The sequence below is a fragment of the Pseudoxanthomonas sp. PXM03 genome (assembly GCF_014852005.1).
Taxonomy (GTDB): Bacteria; Pseudomonadota; Gammaproteobacteria; order Xanthomonadales; family Xanthomonadaceae; genus Pseudoxanthomonas_A.
This window is the reverse complement of sequence record NZ_JACVAU010000001.1, coordinates 632,683-651,270: the sequence shown is the minus strand read 5'-3', so window position 1 is coordinate 651,270 and position 18,588 is coordinate 632,683. Positions and strand designations below refer to the sequence as shown.

Annotated in this window: 24 protein-coding genes; 7 read left to right on the top strand and 17 right to left on the bottom strand. The window is 65.7% G+C overall.

What is annotated here, in order from left to right:
* Nucleotides 1-13 precede the first annotated feature (13 nt).
* Nucleotides 14-433, bottom strand: coding sequence for a TcpQ domain-containing protein (locus tag IB223_RS02920; RefSeq protein WP_192201223.1), 420 nt, complete (start codon nucleotides 431-433; stop codon nucleotides 14-16).
* Nucleotides 434-801: 368 nt separating this feature from the next.
* On the opposite strand from IB223_RS02920, the gene IB223_RS02915 reads away from it, so the two are divergent.
* The 4 genes from IB223_RS02915 to IB223_RS02900 all read left to right on the top strand — a co-directional run bounded on the left by IB223_RS02915 (nucleotide 802) and on the right by IB223_RS02900 (nucleotide 3,875).
* A complete protein-coding gene (locus IB223_RS02915; protein ID WP_192200173.1) occupies nucleotides 802-1,035 on the top strand; it encodes a hypothetical protein in 234 nt (77 codons plus the stop codon).
* A 64-nt stretch (nucleotides 1,036-1,099) separates the two neighbouring features.
* A complete protein-coding gene (locus IB223_RS02910; RefSeq protein ID WP_192200172.1) occupies nucleotides 1,100-1,696 on the top strand; it encodes a hypothetical protein in 597 nt (198 codons plus the stop codon).
* Between the two features lie 80 nt (nucleotides 1,697-1,776).
* The gene (locus IB223_RS02905; protein WP_225590909.1) at nucleotides 1,777-3,429 is read left to right on the top strand and encodes a type IV secretory system conjugative DNA transfer family protein; all 1,653 of its coding nucleotides are present in this window, start codon (nucleotides 1,777-1,779) and stop codon (nucleotides 3,427-3,429) included.
* A gap of 71 nt (nucleotides 3,430-3,500) precedes the next feature.
* Entirely contained in the window at nucleotides 3,501-3,875 is a 375-nt protein-coding gene (locus tag IB223_RS02900; RefSeq protein ID WP_192200171.1) for a zf-TFIIB domain-containing protein, read from the top strand.
* A gap of 15 nt (nucleotides 3,876-3,890) precedes the next feature.
* Here the strand turns inward: IB223_RS02900 and IB223_RS02895 are convergent, their stop codons facing one another.
* The 10 genes from IB223_RS02895 to IB223_RS02850 form a co-directional block, all read right to left on the bottom strand.
* Nucleotides 3,891-4,613 carry a haloacid dehalogenase-like hydrolase gene (locus IB223_RS02895; protein WP_192200170.1) on the bottom strand — a complete coding sequence of 241 codons (723 nt, stop codon included), beginning with the start codon at nucleotides 4,611-4,613 and terminating at the stop codon, nucleotides 3,891-3,893.
* Nucleotides 4,610-5,404, bottom strand: a complete 795-nt coding sequence (trpC, locus tag IB223_RS02890; RefSeq protein WP_192200169.1) for an indole-3-glycerol phosphate synthase TrpC — start codon at nucleotides 5,402-5,404, stop codon at nucleotides 4,610-4,612. Before trpC ends, IB223_RS02895 begins: the two co-directional genes overlap by 4 nt.
* Nucleotides 5,405-5,609: 205 nt before the next feature.
* Complete coding sequence (locus tag IB223_RS02885; protein WP_192200168.1) at nucleotides 5,610-5,960, bottom strand: antibiotic biosynthesis monooxygenase; 351 nt, start codon at nucleotides 5,958-5,960, stop codon at nucleotides 5,610-5,612.
* A 1-nt stretch (nucleotide 5,961) separates the two neighbouring features.
* Complete coding sequence (gene trpD, locus IB223_RS02880) at nucleotides 5,962-7,008, bottom strand: anthranilate phosphoribosyltransferase (protein ID WP_192200167.1); 1,047 nt, start codon at nucleotides 7,006-7,008, stop codon at nucleotides 5,962-5,964.
* Between the two features lie 65 nt (nucleotides 7,009-7,073).
* On the bottom strand, nucleotides 7,074-7,652 hold the full coding sequence (locus tag IB223_RS02875; RefSeq protein WP_192200166.1) for an aminodeoxychorismate/anthranilate synthase component II: 579 nt from the start codon (nucleotides 7,650-7,652) through the stop codon (nucleotides 7,074-7,076).
* Nucleotides 7,653-7,655: 3 nt separating this feature from the next.
* The gene (locus IB223_RS02870; RefSeq protein WP_192200165.1) at nucleotides 7,656-8,423 is read right to left on the bottom strand and encodes an SIMPL domain-containing protein; all 768 of its coding nucleotides are present in this window, start codon (nucleotides 8,421-8,423) and stop codon (nucleotides 7,656-7,658) included.
* A gap of 95 nt (nucleotides 8,424-8,518) precedes the next feature.
* Nucleotides 8,519-9,991 (bottom strand): anthranilate synthase component I, encoded by a 1,473-nt coding sequence (gene trpE / locus IB223_RS02865; RefSeq protein WP_192200164.1) that lies wholly within the window; start codon nucleotides 9,989-9,991, stop codon nucleotides 8,519-8,521.
* Nucleotides 9,992-10,136: 145 nt separating this feature from the next.
* Complete coding sequence (gene yegS / locus IB223_RS02860; protein WP_192200163.1) at nucleotides 10,137-11,075, bottom strand: lipid kinase YegS; 939 nt, start codon at nucleotides 11,073-11,075, stop codon at nucleotides 10,137-10,139.
* A gap of 284 nt (nucleotides 11,076-11,359) precedes the next feature.
* Nucleotides 11,360-12,037: a ribulose-phosphate 3-epimerase gene (gene rpe / locus IB223_RS02855; RefSeq protein ID WP_192200162.1), complete on the bottom strand. Its 678-nt coding sequence runs from the start codon at nucleotides 12,035-12,037 to the stop codon at nucleotides 11,360-11,362.
* Between the two features lie 8 nt (nucleotides 12,038-12,045).
* Nucleotides 12,046-12,375, bottom strand: coding sequence for a DnaJ domain-containing protein (locus IB223_RS02850; RefSeq protein WP_142124091.1), 330 nt, complete (start codon nucleotides 12,373-12,375; stop codon nucleotides 12,046-12,048).
* Nucleotides 12,376-12,573: 198 nt separating this feature from the next.
* Between IB223_RS02850 and IB223_RS02845 the strand changes: the two genes are divergently transcribed.
* From IB223_RS02845 to IB223_RS02835, 3 genes are all read left to right on the top strand, one after another.
* Nucleotides 12,574-13,500, top strand: coding sequence for a phosphoribosylaminoimidazolesuccinocarboxamide synthase (locus IB223_RS02845; RefSeq protein WP_192200161.1), 927 nt, complete (start codon nucleotides 12,574-12,576; stop codon nucleotides 13,498-13,500).
* Nucleotides 13,501-13,527: 27 nt separating this feature from the next.
* Complete coding sequence (locus IB223_RS02840; protein ID WP_192200160.1) at nucleotides 13,528-13,929, top strand: multidrug efflux SMR transporter; 402 nt, start codon at nucleotides 13,528-13,530, stop codon at nucleotides 13,927-13,929.
* A 90-nt stretch (nucleotides 13,930-14,019) separates the two neighbouring features.
* Nucleotides 14,020-14,499 (top strand): Mpo1-like protein, encoded by a 480-nt coding sequence (locus IB223_RS02835; RefSeq protein ID WP_192200159.1) that lies wholly within the window; start codon nucleotides 14,020-14,022, stop codon nucleotides 14,497-14,499.
* A gap of 81 nt (nucleotides 14,500-14,580) precedes the next feature.
* On the opposite strand, the gene IB223_RS02830 is transcribed toward IB223_RS02835, so the two are convergent.
* Genes IB223_RS02830 through IB223_RS02805 form a run of 6 tightly spaced genes read right to left on the bottom strand, consistent with a single transcriptional unit; the run spans nucleotide 14,581 to nucleotide 18,582 of the window.
* Nucleotides 14,581-15,444 (bottom strand): NAD-dependent epimerase/dehydratase family protein, encoded by an 864-nt coding sequence (locus IB223_RS02830; protein WP_225590779.1) that lies wholly within the window; start codon nucleotides 15,442-15,444, stop codon nucleotides 14,581-14,583.
* A gap of 1 nt (nucleotide 15,445) precedes the next feature.
* Nucleotides 15,446-15,817 (bottom strand): Na+/H+ antiporter subunit G, encoded by a 372-nt coding sequence (locus IB223_RS02825; RefSeq protein WP_192200157.1) that lies wholly within the window; start codon nucleotides 15,815-15,817, stop codon nucleotides 15,446-15,448.
* Entirely contained in the window at nucleotides 15,814-16,098 is a 285-nt protein-coding gene (locus IB223_RS02820) for a K+/H+ antiporter subunit F (RefSeq protein ID WP_192200156.1), read from the bottom strand. Before IB223_RS02820 ends, IB223_RS02825 begins: the two co-directional genes overlap by 4 nt.
* Nucleotides 16,095-16,595 (bottom strand): Na+/H+ antiporter subunit E, encoded by a 501-nt coding sequence (locus IB223_RS02815; RefSeq protein ID WP_192200155.1) that lies wholly within the window; start codon nucleotides 16,593-16,595, stop codon nucleotides 16,095-16,097. The genes IB223_RS02820 and IB223_RS02815 overlap by 4 nt, the downstream gene beginning before the upstream one ends.
* 2 nt (nucleotides 16,596-16,597) lie before the next feature.
* Nucleotides 16,598-18,163 carry a monovalent cation/H+ antiporter subunit D gene (locus IB223_RS02810; RefSeq protein WP_192200154.1) on the bottom strand — a complete coding sequence of 522 codons (1,566 nt, stop codon included), beginning with the start codon at nucleotides 18,161-18,163 and terminating at the stop codon, nucleotides 16,598-16,600.
* Nucleotides 18,160-18,582, bottom strand: coding sequence for a Na+/H+ antiporter subunit C (locus tag IB223_RS02805; RefSeq protein ID WP_192200153.1), 423 nt, complete (start codon nucleotides 18,580-18,582; stop codon nucleotides 18,160-18,162). The genes IB223_RS02810 and IB223_RS02805 overlap by 4 nt, the downstream gene beginning before the upstream one ends.
* Between the last annotated feature and the right edge of the window lie 6 nt (nucleotides 18,583-18,588).

Below are 18,588 nucleotides of genomic sequence, written 5' to 3'. Positions count from 1 at the left end.
CGGCCCGATACCCCTACTCGCCCATCGCCGCGGCGGGCGCGGAATCGGTGTCGGCCTGCGAGGCCTGGCTGACGATGATCCGCGGGCGCTCGACCACCACCCGGACGCCCTGCGACGCGTAGGCTGCCGATAACTGGGCCGCCGCATCCTCGAGACTGCCCGTGCTGATCTGCGCCACCGGCGCATGCAGGGTGTAGTCGTTCGGATGCAAGTACGCCAGCGACAGGCGTGCATCCTTCGCCCAGCGACCGAGCATGTTCTTCAGTGTGCCGTCGACAGGCGACGCCTGGTAAACGTAACCCTGCTGCAGTGGAATGGCCTGCGGCGCTTCTGCGAACCGATTGACGGGCCTCCACCGGCCACCGACATCTGCGGCCCTGGGCGCGGCGCATCCGGCCACCGCCAGCGGCACCATCACCATCAACGACAACATCACACCGCGAATAACGACGTTCCGGCTCACGCATCCACCATCCTGCAATCGTCGGCAACACACACCCGATGCGCGCTCCCACGGGAGTGCGTCACGGCACTGATGATTGTTTCCGGGTGGCAAAGCGCGCCACAACGCGCCCGGGGCCGCAGATATTCCGCGGTCGCCGCCGTGCACGGAACATGCGCCCGTGCATTACCCCCTGTAATGGCATCCATGCTTTCCCGCTCCTTTGGTCTTCATGCAAGCGTTAATACGCGTTGCACATCAGATCCGGTACTGCATCACGACAGTCGAGCCGAACATATCCACGCGGTTTTGTGTCGTCAACCCACATTGGAAGTAAATCTGTTTACAGCATTCGCCAAGTGCCGCCTGTCGAAATGCGGAAACCTCATAAAACAAGCTGTTTATTGCCGGAAAATGAAGCAGGAAAGATTTCTTCAATCATGAATGTGAAGATCAACGTTAAAGACGAAACCACGTCACATACTCACGTGAAATGGTTCTTCACCGCGATGAACGAATGCGACTTTCACATTTACAACCACGCCCTGCATGGACATCTACCGCAAGAAGGGAAGCACCAGCACCCCGCTTGAAACACGGGTGCGTATCGCGTAATTCTTGCGCAGCGCGATATACGACGCGGATGCAGGGAGCGATATGGAACCGTCGAAGATGGAAGAGTTCGTTGTTAACTCGGCACTGCTGGCCGCGCACCTCACGCAACAATGCGAAAAGGCCGCCGCCGCGCAGCAAGCCTCCGCGCAGGAGCTGCAGGGTTCCGCCATCGTCGTGAGGAAGACCATCGAGGAAGGCAAGCGCGAGATGTCGGAGCAGGCGCGCATCGCGGTCCGCGACGCCTTGGCGCAGGAGATTCCACGCGCCACGCAGGATATCGGCGACACCGCCACCCGCCTGAAACAGGTCGCCGACCATCTCCAGCGTGAGCAGATGGCATTGTCACAGCGCGCGCGATTCCTGGGATGGAAATCGTTGGGCGTCCTGTCGACTGGCTGCCTTCTTCTGGTAGCCGGTACCGGCTATGCCGCCTGGCACAACATCGAGCGGGCCAAGCGCGCACATGTGGATGCCGAGGTCCTTGAAGCGCTGCAGCAGGTGACCATCACGTCGTGCGGCGGCACGCCCTGTCTGAAGCTTCAGGAAGGGCTGCCACGCTGGGGGAAGAACGATCAGTACGTACTGATCGACACTGCGGCACGCCGCGAGGACGACAACCGTACAGGCGCCGGCCACTGAGGCTCGCCGAGAAAACATGTGATTGCGTCCGACTGTTCTGACGCGCTTCAAAAGGGGGATGTTTGGGCAACGTTCGCGTTCTGACCGCACTGGTCCTGGCGTTACTGGCCACCACGGCGGCGATCTATCTTTCCGGCTACCTGGCGCTGCTGTTCCTCGGCATGGACGGTGACCTGCTCCGCTTCGGCACCTATTTCGATTATCTGAAGCATCTCGAACACCCGCGCGTGCAGCCTTATGCATGGCGAATCAAGGCAGCGGGCGGCATCGCCGGTGGATTGATGCTGCTGGCATGGGCAGCGCTGGTGGTGATGCTGTTCAAGCTGCGCAGCCATCGCAACCTGCATGGCCGCGCACGCTTCGCCGGCATGGTCGACGTGGCGAGAAAAGGATTCCTGGGGAGCCGGGATGATGGCATCGTCGTCGGCCAGTTGAACGGCAAGCTGCTGAGGCTTCCGGGACAGCAGTTTGTGATCCTCGCGGCCCCCACGCGTTCGGGCAAGGGTGTCGGCGTGGTGATCCCCAACCTGCTGGACTACCGCGAATCGGCAGTGGTGCTGGACATCAAGCAGGAGAACTTCGACCTCACTTCCGGCTGGCGAAAGTCGATTGGTCATGAGGTGTATCTGTTCAATCCGTTCGCGGAGGACAGGCGCACGCATCGCTGGAATCCGATGACCTATGTCTCGCCGGATCCCGCGTTCCGGGTGTCGGACCTGCAGAGCATCGCGGCGATGCTCTATCCCGATGCCGACGACAAGGACAAGTTCTGGGTCAGCCAGGCGCGCAACGCATTCCTTGCCTTCTCGCTGTACCTGTTCGAGCGATACGAGCAGGATCGCAGCGCGGAGAAGCCGACGCTGGGCGCGGTGCTGCGCGTCGCGTCGGGTGACGGCGGCGAACTCAAGCCCTACCTGCAGAAACTGGTGCAGGCGCCCTTCCTCAGCAGTCACGCCCAGACCGCGTTCGCAGGCCTGCTGTCCCAGGCCGACGTCACCTTCGCGTCCATCATCGGCTCGTTCCGCGAGCCACTGAATCCTTGGCTGAACCCGGTGCTAGATGCCGCCACCAGCGCCGATGATTTCCGTCTCGACGACGTGCGCAGGCGCCGGATGACGATCTATGTCGGCATCCAGCCCAACAAGCTGGCGGAGAGCCGGCTCATCGTGAACCTGTTCTTCAGCCAGCTGATCAACGTCAACACGAAGGTGCTGCCGCAGAACGATGCATCGCTCAAGCATCAGTGTCTGCTGCTGATGGATGAGTTCACCGCGATCGGGCGGGTCGACATCATCGCCAAGGCCGTCGCGTACATGGCGGGCTACAACCTGCGCCTGCTGCCGATCATCCAGTCGATGGCGCAGCTGGATGCCGTCTACGGCAAAGAGGTCTCACGCACCATCATCACCAATCACGCGCTGCAGATCATCTATGCGCCGCGCGAACAGCAGGACGCGAACGACTACTCGGAGATGCTCGGCTATACCACCATCCGGCGGCGCGCTCGCACGCGCTCGCATGGCCAGGGGCGCAACGTATCCGACAACGAAGTGCTGGAGAAACGTGCGCTGATGCTGCCGCAGGAGCTCAAGGCGATGGGACCGGAGAAGGAGATCGTGCTCTACGAAGGCCTTGCCCACCCGATCCTGTGCCGCAAGGTCCGCTACTACCAGGACAGCTATTTCACCAAGCGGCTGATGCCGAAGGTCGACGTCGAGCCCCTACGGCTCTAGGGCCTCCCATCGCTGGCAACGGCGGGCGTCCGCGGTAGAATCCGGCGACCCGGCCCTCACGAGACCCCGCCATGCAATGCCCCAAATGCCAAGGCACGATGGAACTCATCGTCGAACCCGAAGCCAGCGCGCACCGCTGCACCCGCTGCAGGGGACTCTGGTTCGAAATGATGGCGCACGAGACGCTCAAGCACCGCGCCGAGGAGATCGACACAGGCGACCCCGTGCAGGGTGAGGAATGCAACAAGGTCGACCGCATCAAGTGCCCAGTCTGTATCGGCAACCGCGACCTGATCCGGATGGTGGATCCGCAGCAACCGCATATCTGGTTCGAGAGTTGCAAGAACTGCTACGGCCGCTTCTACGATGCGGGCGAATACCAGGATTTCGCCGAGATCGAGTTCGCTGACCTGATCAAGGACTGGAAGGCACCCGAACGGATCTGACCCGGCAAGTGCCGGTCAGGTCGCGCCGGCGCCGCCGCGGTCCTTGCAACCCCAGTTGAGGATGGGTGTCCCTGGCGGCAACACGCGGCGGAACATCTCCACGCGCGCAGGCTTCGGATTGACTACCACGGGTGCGCGCGCCGCCTTCAGCAAGGGCAGGTCGGCGCTGCTGTCCGAATACGCGACGGCAACTTCGCCATACCCGCGCTCGCGCAACATGCGCATCTTCTCTTCATTGTGGCAGTGGCGCGTGGCCACTACCGCCCCGAAGCGCGGACCAACGGCCGTGCCGATGACGGGCACGTCCTCGTGTGCGACGAAGCTCAGGATGGCGCGTGCTAGTTCGGGCGGCGCACCGGTGGCGACGACGACGCTGTCGCCACTGGCGCGGTGTTCGCGGAACACCTCGAGCGCAATCGGCAACAGGCGCTGCTGGACCTCCTGCTGATGGGTGGCGACGTATTTGTCTATCAATGCGTCGAAGCTGCGGCGACCGTGCAGACCGAACGTGCCGATCCAGATGTAGCCGGAAATCCCGCGCCGCCGCGTGGGCAGGAACGCCACCATCGGGCCCAGCACCACGGTGGCCGCCAATGCCACCAGCACGCGCAGCGGATTACGCTGGATCAGCCACCTGACCAGGTGTCCGCCAGAGTCGCCGTCGTACAGCGTGTGATCGAAATCGAAAACGACGACCGGAGCGTCCGGGCGTGGCGTCGGATAGGACGTGTCGCTCATGCGGCGAAGAATAGCTGACGCAGCGCCTCGCCCGGCTCCTCGGCGCGCATGAAGGTCTCGCCGACCAGGAACGCGTTAACGCCGGCGGCGCGCATGGTCGCCACATCGTCCGGCACCAGGATGCCGCTCTCGGTCACCAGCAGGCGGTCCCTGGGCACTGCGTCCTTCATCGCCAGCGTGGTCTCCAGCGACACGTCGAAGGTTCGCAGGTTGCGGTTGTTGATGCCGACCAGTGGCACCGGCACCTGCAGGGCGCGCTCGAGTTCGTCGATGTCGTGCACTTCCACCAGCACGTCCATGCCCAGCTGCATCGCCAGCCCGGACAGCTCGACCAGTTGTGCGTCGTCGAGCGCTGCGACGATCAGCAGGATGCAGTCAGCGCCCAGTACGCGCGCTTCGTACACCTGGTAGGGGTCGACAGTGAAGTCCTTGCGCAGCACGGGCAGCGTGCACGCCTCGCGCGCCTGCTTCAGGTAGTCGTCGGCGCCCTGGAAGAAATCCACGTCCGTCAACACCGACAGGCAGGCCGCACCGCCGAACTCGTAACTGACCGCAATGTCGGCCGGGCGGAAGTCCGGTCGGATCACGCCCTTGGACGGGCTGGCTTTCTTCACCTCGGCGATCACCGCCGGATCGCCCTGCGCGATCATCGCGTTCAGCGCGTCGGCGAAGCCGCGCGTCGGCGGTGCATCGCCCGCGCGCGCGCGCAGGTCCGCCAGCGGCACGCGGGCGCTGCGCTCGGCGATCTCGTCCGCCTTGCGGGCGAGGATGGTGGTGAGGATGTCGCTCATTGATTTTCTGGTCCGGTCCCGTGCCAGCGCACGGCAAGCTGCATTGTCGCATCCATGCCGCGTCCTGTAGGAGGGGCTTCAGCTCCTACCGGATTCACTACGACGACAGCCGCACGGCAGCCGACCGCTCCCCATACGGTCGCGCTGCGGCGCGTTCGGCATCTAGGGGGAGGAAAGGCTGTCGCGGCGCGGGCTGAAGCCCCTCCTACACCCCTTCTGCCCGATCCCACCCATACGCTCGCTCAACCTTGGCCACGCGCAGCTCGAAGTGGTCGTACCAGTCGCGCCGTCCCTGCTCGCGCGCTGCCGTGTGCTCGGCGTGCTGCCGCCAGGCGCGGATGGCGGCTTCGCTTTCCCAGTAGGCCACCGTGATGCCGAAGCCATCGGCTCCGCGCGTGGACTCCATGCCGAGGAAGCCTGGCTGCTGCTGCGCCAACTCGACCATGCGCTCGGCCATGGCACCGTAGCCGGCATCATCCTGACCGTTGCGCAGCGAAGAAAAGATCACCGCGTAATACGGCGGTTTGGGCAGGCTGGCGAATCCGCTGGCGGCCATCTCATGCCTCCCTGTGGGGCAGGCCCAGGGCCTGCGTGGTCGCGACGAACTGCTGCAGGCGCTCCAGTGCCTTGCCGCTGGCGATCGCATCGCGTGAACGGGCGATGCCGTCCTCGATGCTCGCCGCTACACCAGCCACGTACAGGGCCGCACCGGCATTCAGCACCACGATCTCGCGGGCGGGACCAGGCTTGTTGTCCAGCACGCCCAGCAGCATCGCCTTCGATTCCGCGGCGTCGGCCACGCGCAGGTTGCGGCTGGCCGCCATCGCGATGCCGAAGTCTTCAGGGTGCAGTTCGTATTCGCGCACTTCGCCGTCGCGCAGCTCGCCGACCAGCGTGCCTGCGCCCAGCGAGAGTTCATCCATGCCGTCGCGACCCCAGACCACCAGTGCACGTTCGGCCCCCAGTTCCTGCAGCACGCGCGCCTGGATGCCAACCAGGTCGGGATGGAACACCCCCATCAGGATGCTGGGTGCACCGGCAGGATTGGTCAGCGGGCCGAGGATGTTGAAGATGGTGCGCACGCCCATTTCGCGGCGCACCGGCGCAACGACTTTCATCGCGGGATGATGGACAGGCGCGAACATGAAGCCGATGCCGGCCTGCGCGATGGACTGCGCTACCTGCTCCGGCTGCAGTTCAATGTTGACGCCCAGGGCTTCCAGTACGTCGGCACTGCCCGACTTCGACGACACGCTGCGGTTGCCGTGCTTGGCGATGCGCGCACCGGCCGCAGCCGCGACGAACATCGAGCAGGTTGAGATGTTGAAGGTGTGGGAACCGTCGCCGCCGGTACCGACGATGTCGACAAGATGCGTCCGGTCAGCGACATCCACGGTACGCGAGAACTCGCGCATCACGGTGGCCGCACCGGCGATCTCGCCGACGGTTTCCTTCTTCACGCGCAGGCCGGTCAGGATGGCAGCGGTCATGGTCGGCGAGACATCACCGCGCATGATCTGCCGCATCAGGTCGACCATCTCGTCATGGAATATCTCGCGATGCTCGATGGTGCGTTGAAGGGCTTCTTGAGGTGTCAGTGGCATGTCGGCTCCGTAGGGTGGGCCCTGGCCCACCGGCATGGCGATGGCGGGCCGAGGCCCGCCCTACGTCATCGTTCGAGGAAGTTCTTCAGCAGGGCGTGGCCGTGCTCGGTCAGGATCGACTCGGGGTGGAACTGCACACCCTCCACGGGGTACTCGCGGTGGCGCAGGCCCATGATCTCCTCGATGCTGCCATCCTCGTTCTCGGTCCAGGCGGTGACTTCCAGCGCAGCGGGCAGGCTGGAGCGCTCCACCACCAGCGAGTGATAGCGCGTGGCCTCGTAGGCATCCGGCAGGCCGGCGAACACGCCCTTGCCTTCGTGGCGGATGCGCGAGGTCTTGCCGTGCATGATGCGGCCCGCGCGGATGACGTTGCCGCCATAGGCTTGGCCGATGCTCTGGTGACCCAGGCAGACGCCGAGAATCGGCGTGGTCGCACCCAGCCGCTCGATGATCTCCAGCGAGACCCCGGCTTCGTTCGGCGTGCAGGGACCGGGCGAAATGACGATGCGCTCGGGCGCGAGTTTCGCGATCTCGCCCACCGTCATCGCATCGTTGCGCACCACCTTCACCTCGGCACCCAGCGACTGCAGGTACTGCACGAGGTTGTAGGTGAAGCTGTCGTAGTTGTCGATCATCAACAGCATGGGTCAGTCCGCCAGCAGGAACACGGTGTAGATCTTGTCGGTATAGGTGACGTAACCGGATTGCAACGAAGTGTCGACGCCGGCACGTTCGAGCCTGCTTCCGGTGACCTCGATGCGGTCCAGCCCACCACTCCTCCATTCATAGCGGACGGGCCACTCGCCCTCGCGGATGCCGTACTCGAACTGCGGCGCCACGTCCGACACGCTGTATACCGGACCGAGGCGTGCGCCATAGGCGCGCGCCATGTCGTCGGCCTTCGTTTTCGCCGACGCAATGGTCTTGTCCCGAAGCGCCCTGCGTAGTTCTGCCTCGCTGCTCAGCTCAGTGGTGACGTCGGAGATGCGCAAGCTCTGGGAGGTTTCCACAGTCGCCAGGAAACGCTCCAGGTCGGCCTGCCGGGAGAACCGGGCCGTCAATGAGCGCGACACCTGCGTACCCACGAACACCTGCTCCTGGAGCTTCTGGTCGTAGCGGTGCCGGGGTCCGATCTGCAAGGACGTCGCCACGATCTCGTCCGAAGGAACATGGGCGTCCTTGAGTTTTGCCAGCGTGCTGGTCACGTGGTGCTCCACCGCGCGCCGGGCCGTATCGGGGTTGATGTCCGTTGCTTCGAACTGGATGGCGATCTTGAAGCGGTCCGGAATCGCACGCGCCTGCGCATCGCCGTAGACCAGGATGTGTCGGGTCGGTGGGAGTGCGTTGACCTGCGCCTGCACATGGCCCGATGCCAATGCGACGACAGCAAGCAGCACGCGATGGATGGCTTTCATGGATGGCCTGCCTTCATGGGGTGGTAGTAGGGGTGTCGGGATGCGACGCTTCCTACAACGCGCTGAGGATGCGGATGGGGTTTCCGGCGTCACGGTCACAACCCCTTCGCCGCTTCCGCCACCGCGCGGAACAGCGCGCGACCCTTGTTCATCGTCTCGTCCCACTCTTTCTCGGGGTCGGAGTCGTAGACGATGCCGGCACCCGCCTGCACGTGCAGGCGGCCGTCCTTGATGACGGCGGTGCGGATGGCGATGGCGGTGTCGGCATCGCCGTGCCAGCCGATGTAACCGATGCTGCCCGCGTAGACGTTGCGCTTGATCGGCTCCAGCTCGCGGATCACTTCCAGCGCGCGGATCTTCGGCGCGCCGCTGACCGTGCCGGCCGGGAACGTCGCGCGCAGCACGTCGGCGTAGCTGAGGCCCGGCAACAACCTGCCGGTCACCTCGCTGACGATGTGCATGACGTGGCTGTAGCGTTCGATGACGAACTGCTCGCCTACCTGCACCGTTCCGGCTTCCGACACGCGACCGGTGTCGTTGCGGCCCAGGTCGATCAGCATCAGGTGCTCGGCGCGCTCCTTCGGATCGGCCAGCAGTTCGGCTTCCAGCGCGAGGTCCTCGTCGTGCGTTTTCCCGCGCGGGCGCGTGCCGGCGATGGGGCGCACGGTGACTTCGCCCTGTTCCAGCCGCACCAGTATTTCCGGCGAGGAACCCACCACCTGCACGTCGCCGACATCGAGGAAGTACATGTACGGCGACGGATTCAGCGCGCGCAAGGCGCGGTAGACATCCACCGGGCGTGCGTTGAACGGCACGCTGAGGCGCTGGCTCAGCACCACCTGGAAGATGTCGCCGGCGCGGATGTATTCCTTGGATTTCTCCACCGCGGCGATGAAGCCGTCATGGGTGAAGCCGGAAACGAAGTGGCTTTCATCCAGCACGTCGCGGGTGATCGGCGTGGGATACGAACCCGGCTGGCGCAGCTTGGCCACCAGTTCGTCGAGGCGCGCCTGCGCCTTGTCCCACGCACCCTCCACGCGTGGATCTGCATGCACGATCAGGTACAGGCGGCCCTTGAGGTTGTCGAAGACGGCGACTTCTTCGGACTGCATCAGCAGGATGTCGGGCGTGTCGAGTTCGTCGGGCTTCCCGCCGTTCGCCAGGCGCGGTTCGATGTAGCCGATGCACTCGAAACCGAACCAGCCGACCAGCCCCCCGGTGAAGCCCGGCAGACCTTCCAGTCGCGGTACGGAATAGGCCGCTCGCAGCGCTTCGACTTCAGCGAAAGGATCCTGCACGACACGCGTTTCGATCAGGCGGCCGTGGTCATGGATCTGCAGCGTATGGCCTCGGAACGTTGCCACGCGCCGCACCGGCAGGCCGATGATGGAATAGCGACCGAAACGTTCGCCGCCTTCCACCGACTCGAAGAGATAGGTGTGCGGCGCGTCTGCGAGTTTCAGGTAGACCGAAAGCGGCGTGTCCAAGTCGGACAGCACTTCACGGACAACGGGGATGTGGTTGAAACCTTCAGCAGCGAACTGCTGGAACTGGTCGTGCGAGATCAAGCGGGCTTTCCTTCCGGGACGCGGTGGCGATACGGGCGACGGCTACGGGCCACCATCGCCAGCCAGGGCGTGCGGAATCTTTGGAAAGCGGGAGCGCGGGATGGGACACCGCCCTACTTTACCCGACGCGCGGACCCGCGGGCCACTATGCGGGTGGTTGCATGCGCAACGGACAGTCCGCCGGCAGGTGCATGCGGACTCGGCCGGGTACGCATTCGATCCGGAACCGTCGCGAAAGGACGGGCTCGCCATCGAGATTGAGGGTCAGGGGCTGGTCGGCCTCCAGTTCGACCCATGGCAGCCGTGCGCGGGTCGCGACGCGGTCCAGCGCGGCGTGCTTCCCGTCCTTCAACAGGGCGCCGACGGTCGCGGCGACTTCGCCCGACAGCTCGGGGACGATGGTCAGGTCCAGTGCGCCGTCATCGATCAGCGCATCGGGGCAGAGCGCTTGCCCGCCGCCTGCCTGTCGCCCATTGCCGACACCAAGGGCGATGAAGTCGCCGCGCCAGTCGAAGTCCGGACCGCGCACGCGTGCGCGCACCGGCTCGATGCGACCCAGCCTGGCGATGCCGGTGATCAGGTAGGCCAGGCCGCCGAGCATTTTTTTGAGGCCTTCGTCGGTCTCCACGGTGACCTCGGTGCCGAAGCCACCGCTGGCGAGATTGGCGCACCAGTGGCCGCCGTCTTCCGCTTCGATGCGCAGCAGGTCCATGGAAACCGGCCTGGCGCCCTGCACGAGACGCAATGCTTCCAGGGGCGCATCGGGAATGCCGGCGGCGGTGGCGAAATCATTGGCCGTTCCCAGCGGCACCAGCCCCAGCGAGGGCAGCACTCCAGCCGTTTCATCGCGACAGGCCAGCGCGGTGGACACTTCGCTCAGCGTGCCATCGCCGCCCGCAGCGATGACCGTGTCCACGCCATCGGCGATGGCCTCGTCGACGTAGCGCTCGGCATCGCCGTCTTCCCAGGTCACCCGCACGTCGAGCGCGATGCCTTCTTCGCGCATCGAACGCACGGCCTCGCGCAGGTCGTCATCACCAGCGGATTTCCCGTTGAGGATCAGGCGCCAGCGGGGTGCGGTCATGGGGAGTTCCTTGGGGGAAGCGCCGAGCATAGCGCCTCACCCTGTAGGAGCGACGTGAGTCGCGACCGCATGCTGTGGCGGCCAGTGAACCTGTCGACCCGAGAGCCCTGGAACTGATGATCTGCGGTCGCGACTCACGTCGCTCCTACAACAGCCCAGCCATCGTCATCTGCCCGTCACAGATCATGCGTAGCGTGGAAGGCCATAGCAGGGACGACGGGCGGAGGCAGGATCAGCCTCCAATTCTTCCGGGGCGGTGGCGAAGGCCATCGCCCTTCTGCTTTTCAGGCGCCGCGCGCGTCGGCGACCGCGGCGCGCATGCGGCCGATCACGTCCTTGTAGTCCGGTGCATTGAAGATCGCCGAACCGGCCACGAAGGCATCCGCACCCGCCGCCGCGATCTGGCCGATGTTGTCGGCCTTCACGCCACCGTCGATCTCCAGGCGGATGTCCTTGCCGGTCTTGTCGATCATCGCGCGCACCGCGCGCAGCTTGTCCAGCGCCGACGGGATGAAAGCCTGGCCGCCGAAGCCCGGGTTCACCGACATCAGCAGCACCAGGTCCAGTTCCGGCAGCACCCAGTCCAGCACCTCTACCGGCGTGCCGGGGTTGAGCACGAGACCGGCCTTGCAGCCCAGCGACTTGATCAGCTGGATCGTGCGGTGCACGTGCTTCGAGGCTTCCGGATGGAAGCTGATGATGCTGGCGCCGGCCTCGGCGAAGTCGGGGATGATGCGATCCACCGGCTCCACCATCAGGTGCACGTCGATAGGCGCGGTGACGCCATGCTTGCGCAGCGCGCTGCACACCATCGGCCCGATGGTCAGGTTGGGTACGTAGTGGTTGTCCATCACGTCGAAGTGCACCCAGTCGGCGCCGGCCTTCAGCACGTTGTCGACTTCCTCGCCCAGGCGGGCGAAGTTCGCGGACAGGATGGACGGGGCGATGATGCAGTTCGACATGGAGGGGCTCACTTGCGCTTGCGCAGGGTCTTGATGCGGTCGTAGGCGGCGTTGATCTCGCCAGCCTTCTGTTCGGCCTGGCGGCGCAGGTCTTCCGCGGCGCCGGCCATCTTGTCGGGGTGGTACTGGGAGATGAGTCGCCGGTAGGCCTGGTCGATCTCTGCATCGTCCGCGTCGCTGGTCAGGCCGAGCACGCGGTACGGGTTGTCGCGGCTGAGCTTGAACCAGTCCTCGTCGAACGCATGGCCGATGATCAAGCCCACCAGGCCGCCCAACGGATGGCGCATCAGCAGCCAACCCGCCACGAATCCCAGCAGTTTTCCGTACCAGCGCTTCATTCGGCCCGCCTTCTCCGGCAATCGCGCCATTTTACGGCACACACGGCCCCCAAGCGCCGTACACTACGCGGCCCGGTCCGGTACCTGGCCCCGCAGCAGCGGGTGAAGGGCCACCCCGGGGCACGGGCGCACGGCCTGCCGCACGCCCCCACGACGCTGTACGCCTCGCTGGTTTCCGGAACTCCCCAAGGAGTGTTTGTGCCCACGACGTTGCTTCAATCCGATCTGCCCGGCCTCACCCTGCGCCATCGCGGCAAGGTCCGCGACGTGTTCGACCTGCCCCGCGACCGCCTGCCTGCCGATGCGCCCGCCGGCGACTGTCTGTTGATGGTCGCCACCGACCGCCTCTCCGCGTTCGACGTGGTGCTGCCCGACCCCATTCCCGGCAAGGGCGAGATGCTCTGCCAGATCTCCAACTTCTGGTTCGCCAAGACCGCGCACCTGATGCCGAACCACCTGACCGGCATCGATGTCGCCTCGGTGCTCCCGGCCGGCGTGGATGCGGCGCTGTACGCCAAACGCGCGGTGGTGACCAAGAAGCTCAAGCCGGTGCCGGTGGAAGCCATCGCGCGCGGCTACCTGATCGGCAGCGGCTGGAAGGATTACCAGCGCACCGGCAAGGTCAGCGGCATCGAACTGCCCGACGGCCTGCGCCAGGCCGAGAAGCTGGCCGAACCCATCTTCACCCCGTCGACCAAGGCTGCCGTCGGCGACCATGACGAGAACATCGACTTCGACGCCATGGTGAAGACCGTGGGCGCGGAGCTGGCCGAGCGCGTCCGCGATGCCACCCTGCGCATCTACCGCTTCGCGGCCGATTTCGCGGCCGAGCGCGGCATCCTGCTGGCCGATACCAAGTTCGAGTTCGGCACCGACGAAGATGGCCGCCTGTACATCATGGACGAGATGCTGACGCCGGACTCCTCGCGGTACTGGCCCGCCGACCAGTACTCGGTCGGCACCAGCCCGCCCAGCTACGACAAGCAGTTCGTGCGCGACTATCTGGAAACGCTGGACTGGAACAAGACCGCGCCCGGCCCGTCGCTGCCGGCGGAGGTCATCGAGCGCACGCGTGCCAAGTACGCCGAGGCGCTGCAGAAGCTGGCCGGCATCCTCGTCGACTGACCGGCTTCCCCGCCCTGCATCCAGGCGATGCAGGGCAAGCCGGGGTTCAGCGCCCCGTGCAGTAGGCTTGCCACCCGCCTCCCTGGGTGCACGCACATGAATGCCTACGTCTACCTCGCCCTCGCCATCGCCGCCGAGGTCATCGCCACCAGTGCACTGAAAGCCTCCGAAGGCTTTACCCGGCCCGGTCCCTCACTGCTGGTCGCCGCGGGTTACGGCATCGCGTTCTACTTCCTGTCGCTCACGCTGAAGACGGTGCCGGTAGGCGTGGCCTACGCGATCTGGTCCGGCGCGGGCATCGTGCTGATCGCGTTGATCGGATGGGTGGTGCTCAAGCAGCCGCTGGACCTGCCCGCCGTGCTGGGCATGGGCCTGATCGTGGCCGGCGTGGCGGTGATCCAGCTGTTTTCGAAGGCCGCCGCGCACTGACCGCCCGGGACCTGACCACCGGCCCGGCAACCCCGGCCGGGCTGGGGTATGCTCCATACCCTGCCGCATTGCCATCTTCGGGAGGGATGAATGAACGCGACCGCGCAACGTCCAGTGGACCGCTGGTTCGCCAGCTATTCCGGCGACCACGTCAACGAGACCAACCAGCTGATCCATGTGTTCGCCGTGCCGGCGATCCTGTGGACCGTGGTGGCGCTGCTGTGGTGCATCCCTGTATTCGGCACCTGGATCAAGTCCGGCGCGTGGGCCGCGTTGGCAATGTTCGGTGCGTGGATGTACTACTACAAACTCTCGCGCCCGCTGGGCTTCGGCATGCTGGCCATCTTCATCGCCATGGCCTGGCTGACGCGCTGGCTGGAAAGCCTGCTGGGCCTGCAGAACCTGTTCTTCCTCGCGCTCGGCGTGTTCGTGGTCGCGTGGATCGCGCAGTTCGTCGGCCACAAGATCGAAGGCAAGAAGCCCAGCTTCCTCACCGACCTCACCTACCTGCTGATCGGGCCGGTGTGGGTGCTCAGCAAGTTCTACCGGAAGATGGGCTGGAAATACTGAAGCGTCGCGCCGGGCTTGCCCGGCCGATGCCCAGGCGGGCACCTCAGCGACGTCTCCAGGAGCAGCGGAGCAAGCTCCGCGCTACGACCCAACAGCACGCGCGTCCACGATGAAAGCACGCGGCGCATAGCCGAAATCGCGCTGTGCCGGCGAGGCATCGAACACCAGGTCATCGCGCATGCGCGAGACCGCATCGTCGGTAAGTGCTCGCATCATTCCGGCCATGCGTGCCAGCGACAGCGCCACCTTGAACATCGGCACCGGCACTTCCCACAGTTTCGCCGGCGGACTCAGCGCCGCCAGCGTGCGCGCCATCATCTCGCGGTACGCCAGCGCCTCGCCCCCCGGCAAGGCATACGCCCGCCCATGCGTGGCAGAAGCATCCACGACCGCAAGCGCCGCAGCCGCGAGGTCGCCGACATGCACAGGCTGGCGCTTCCCGGTGGCGCCCCGCGGCAACACGAAGAACCGCATGCGCCGCGCCATCGCCGCGATCCGCGCGAGCGTCTGGTCGCGGCCTGCGCCGTAGACCAGGGTTGGACGCAGCAGGGTCGCCGCCGCGCCGGTCGCTTCGGCCGTATCGAAGACGAGCCGTTCCGCCGCCTGCAGACGCGCGACGATGTCCCGCTCGTAGGCATCGCCCGAGGCCTGCTTCGTATCCAGGCTGGTGGAGCCGAACGCGACCACGCGCGGGGCTGCGACGAGGCCGCGTGCATACCATTGCGCGAATCCGTCCAGCGGGCCGGTACTGAAGATCACGTCGACCGCCGCCGGCAATCCCTCGACGCCCGCGAATTCACCCGCCAACCAGCGGATGCTCGATGAAGCCACTCTTGGCGTCCGTGATACCGCGAACACCTGCCACGCTGCGCCATCGAGGCGCGCCAGCAGCGCTTCGCCGATCTGCCCGCTGGCGCCGAAGACCAGGGCGGTGCGCACGGGCATGTCAGGCATCCGCGCCGGCGTCTTCATTGATCGCGTCGGTGGTGGACGGCGGTTCACCGCCCGGCATCGGCGGACGTTCCGCCATGTGCAGCGACAGCGCCGCTTTCGCCATCAGGTGCGCGCTGATCGGCGCAGTGATGAACAGGAACGCGGTGATCAGCAGTTCGCGCGGCTGCGGATCGGTCCCACCCAGCGCGTGGTAGCCGACCGATGCGATCAGCACGCAGCCGACGCCCAGCGTGCTGGCCTTGGTCGGTCCGTGCAGGCGCTTGAAGAAGTCCGACAGCTTCACCAGGCTGAAGGAGCCGACGAGGATGAAGAAGCTCCCGACGGCCAGCAACAGCACCAGCAGGATGGCGAAGACCCAGCTCATTCGACGACATCCCGGCGCAGCACGTACTTGCTCAGCACCACGGTGCCGACGAAGCCGAGCATGGCGATGATCAGCGCGGCCTCGAAATAGACCGCGGTACCCAGGTGCATGCCGAACAGCATGAGCTGCGCGATCGCGCAGACATACAGGGTATCGAGCGCGAGTATGCGATCCGGCACGCTCGGGCCGCGCACCAGCCGATACAGCGCCAGCAGCATGGCGATACCGACGACATGCATCGAGCCGATCACCGCGTACATCACCAGTGCCTGCGGCGTCATGGGAATATCTCCATCAGCGGCGCCTCGTAGCGCGTCTTGATCTGCCGGATCACCTCGTCGGCATCTTCCAGATTCAGCACGTGCACCAGCAGGTGGCGGCGATCATCCGACAGCGCCGACGATACCGTGCCCGGCGTCAGCGTGATGATGCTCGTCAACGCCGCGATGCCGTGGATGTTGTCGATATCCAGCGGCACCCAGATGAAGCCGGGATGGATCTTCCGCTCCGGACCCAGCACCTGCAATGCCACGGTGATGTTGGCCTGCACGATATCCAGCAACAGCACACCGAGCATGCGCGGCACGCTGCGCAGCCGGCCGATGCGCGCGAACTCGCGGTCCAAACGTGCCGCGAACGGCGGGATCAGCAGCGCCAGCACCAACGCCAGCACCACTTGGCCCGCGCTGATTTCGTCGTTCATCAGCAGCCAGAAGCAGAATACCGTCACGCTCAGCGGCAACGACGGCAACCAGCGCTTGCGCCACGTCGCAACCATGCTCAGGGCTCCCTCAGGGTTGGCGTGGCGGCGCGCATGTGTTCGACGTAATCGGCCGGCGCCTGCAGTTGGGTCGCCGTGGCGCGTGTGTACTCCAGCACCGGTGCGGCTGACAGCATCAGGGCCACGCCGTAAGCCAGCAGCAGCACGACGGCGGCCGTTTCCAGGGGCCGCGAGGGGGCATGCACCACCTCCTGTTCGGGCGTGTATGCCTCCAGCGTGTGGTGTCCCGCATCGGGCCAGGGTTCGACGCGCCAGAACAACCGCGTGCCCGCCCGTGCCAGTCCGACCAGCATCATGAAGCTGGTGCCCAGCACCAGCAGCCAGATCCAGAACGTACGCGGCCCCGACGGTACGGCGTCCAGCAGCAGCAGCTTGCCGATGAAGCCCGACAACGGCGGCAGGCCGGCCAGCGACACTGCCGCCACCAGGAACAGCAGGCCCGGCACGGTCTTGTCCGGCAGCGCGGCGATCACGTCCTTGCGGTCGCTGGCGCGGCCGCGGCGGCGGCGGATCAGGTCTGCCAGCAGGAACAAGGCGGCGCCCGCGAAACTGCTGTGCACCAGGTAGTAGAGACCGGCCCCTGTCGTACCGGTGGTGCCCAGCGAGAAGGCGACGAACAATGTCGCCGCGGAGCCCAGCACCAGATACGCCGCCAACGCGCGAAGACGCTGCGCTGCCAGCACGCCCAGCGACGCCAGCACCAGCGTGGCCGCCCCCAGCGCCAGCAGCGCAGGCCATGCGAACCCGTCCAGCGGCCCCGCTGCGCCGAAGCTCAGCGTGCCCAGCCGCAGCACTGCGTAAAGCCCCACCTTGGTCATGATGGCGAACAGGCCGGCGACCGCGGCGGGTGCATGCGTGTAGGTATCGGGCAGCCAGAAGTACATCGGCAACAGTGCCGCCTTCGCGCAGAACACCACGAACAACAGGCCTGCCGCGGCCTGCACCAGCGCCAGGTCCCCTGGCGGCAACTGTGCGATGCGCACCGCTATCTCGGCCATGTTCAACGAACCCAGCATGCCGTACAGCAGGCCTAGCGCGATCAGGAACAGCGTCGAGGCCGCGATGTTGAAGGTGACGTAGTGCAGGCCCGCGCGCATCCGTTCGCCGCGTCCGCCGCTGAGCATCAGGCCATAGGACGAGATCAACAGCACTTCGAAGAAGACGAACAGGTTGAAGATGTCGCCGGTCAGGAACGCACCATTCAACCCCATCAACTGGAACTGGAAGAACGCATGGAAGTGGGGCGCGCGGCGGTCCCAGCCGGCACAGGCATGCAGGAGGCAGCCGGCGCCCAGCAGCAATCCGACCAGCAGCATCAATGCCGACAGCCGGTCCACCATCAACACGATGCCCAGTCGCGCCGGCCAGTCGCCGAGCAGATAGACCGAGACGTCGCCGGACGCCGCCGAACCCACCAGCAGACACGCCACGACCAGCATCGCGGCGACCGACATCCACGCGACGATGCGCTGCGGCACCATGCCGAAGCGACGGTGCTCGAAGAACAGCGCGATCGAGGCGGCGAACAGCGGGATCAGGATCGGCAGCACGGGCAGATGGTTCATGCCTTGCCCCCGGCGTCGTCCGCCTTCGCGGCGTCGCGCGCCTCTTCCAGACGGCGCAGTTCGCTGGACAGGAAATCACGCTCCGCACGGGGGCCATCCACGTGGTCGCTGTCGTTGTCGCCGCGACTGCGGATCGCCAGGACCACCGTGACCGCCGTCATCGCGAACGCGATCACGATGGCAGTGAGTACCAGCGCCTGCGGCAGCGGGTCGGTGTAGTTCGCCAGGGTCGGGGCCACGCCGTCGCGCAGCACCGCCGGCTTGCCGGGGACCAGCCGGCCACCGGCGAAGATCAGCAGGTTGGTCGCATACGACAGCAGCGTGAGTCCGAGGATCACGTCGAAGCTGCGCGCACGCAGCAGCAGGTACACGCCCGCGGCCGTGAGGATGCCGATCGCGCTTGCCAGGGCCAGCTCCATCAGAGT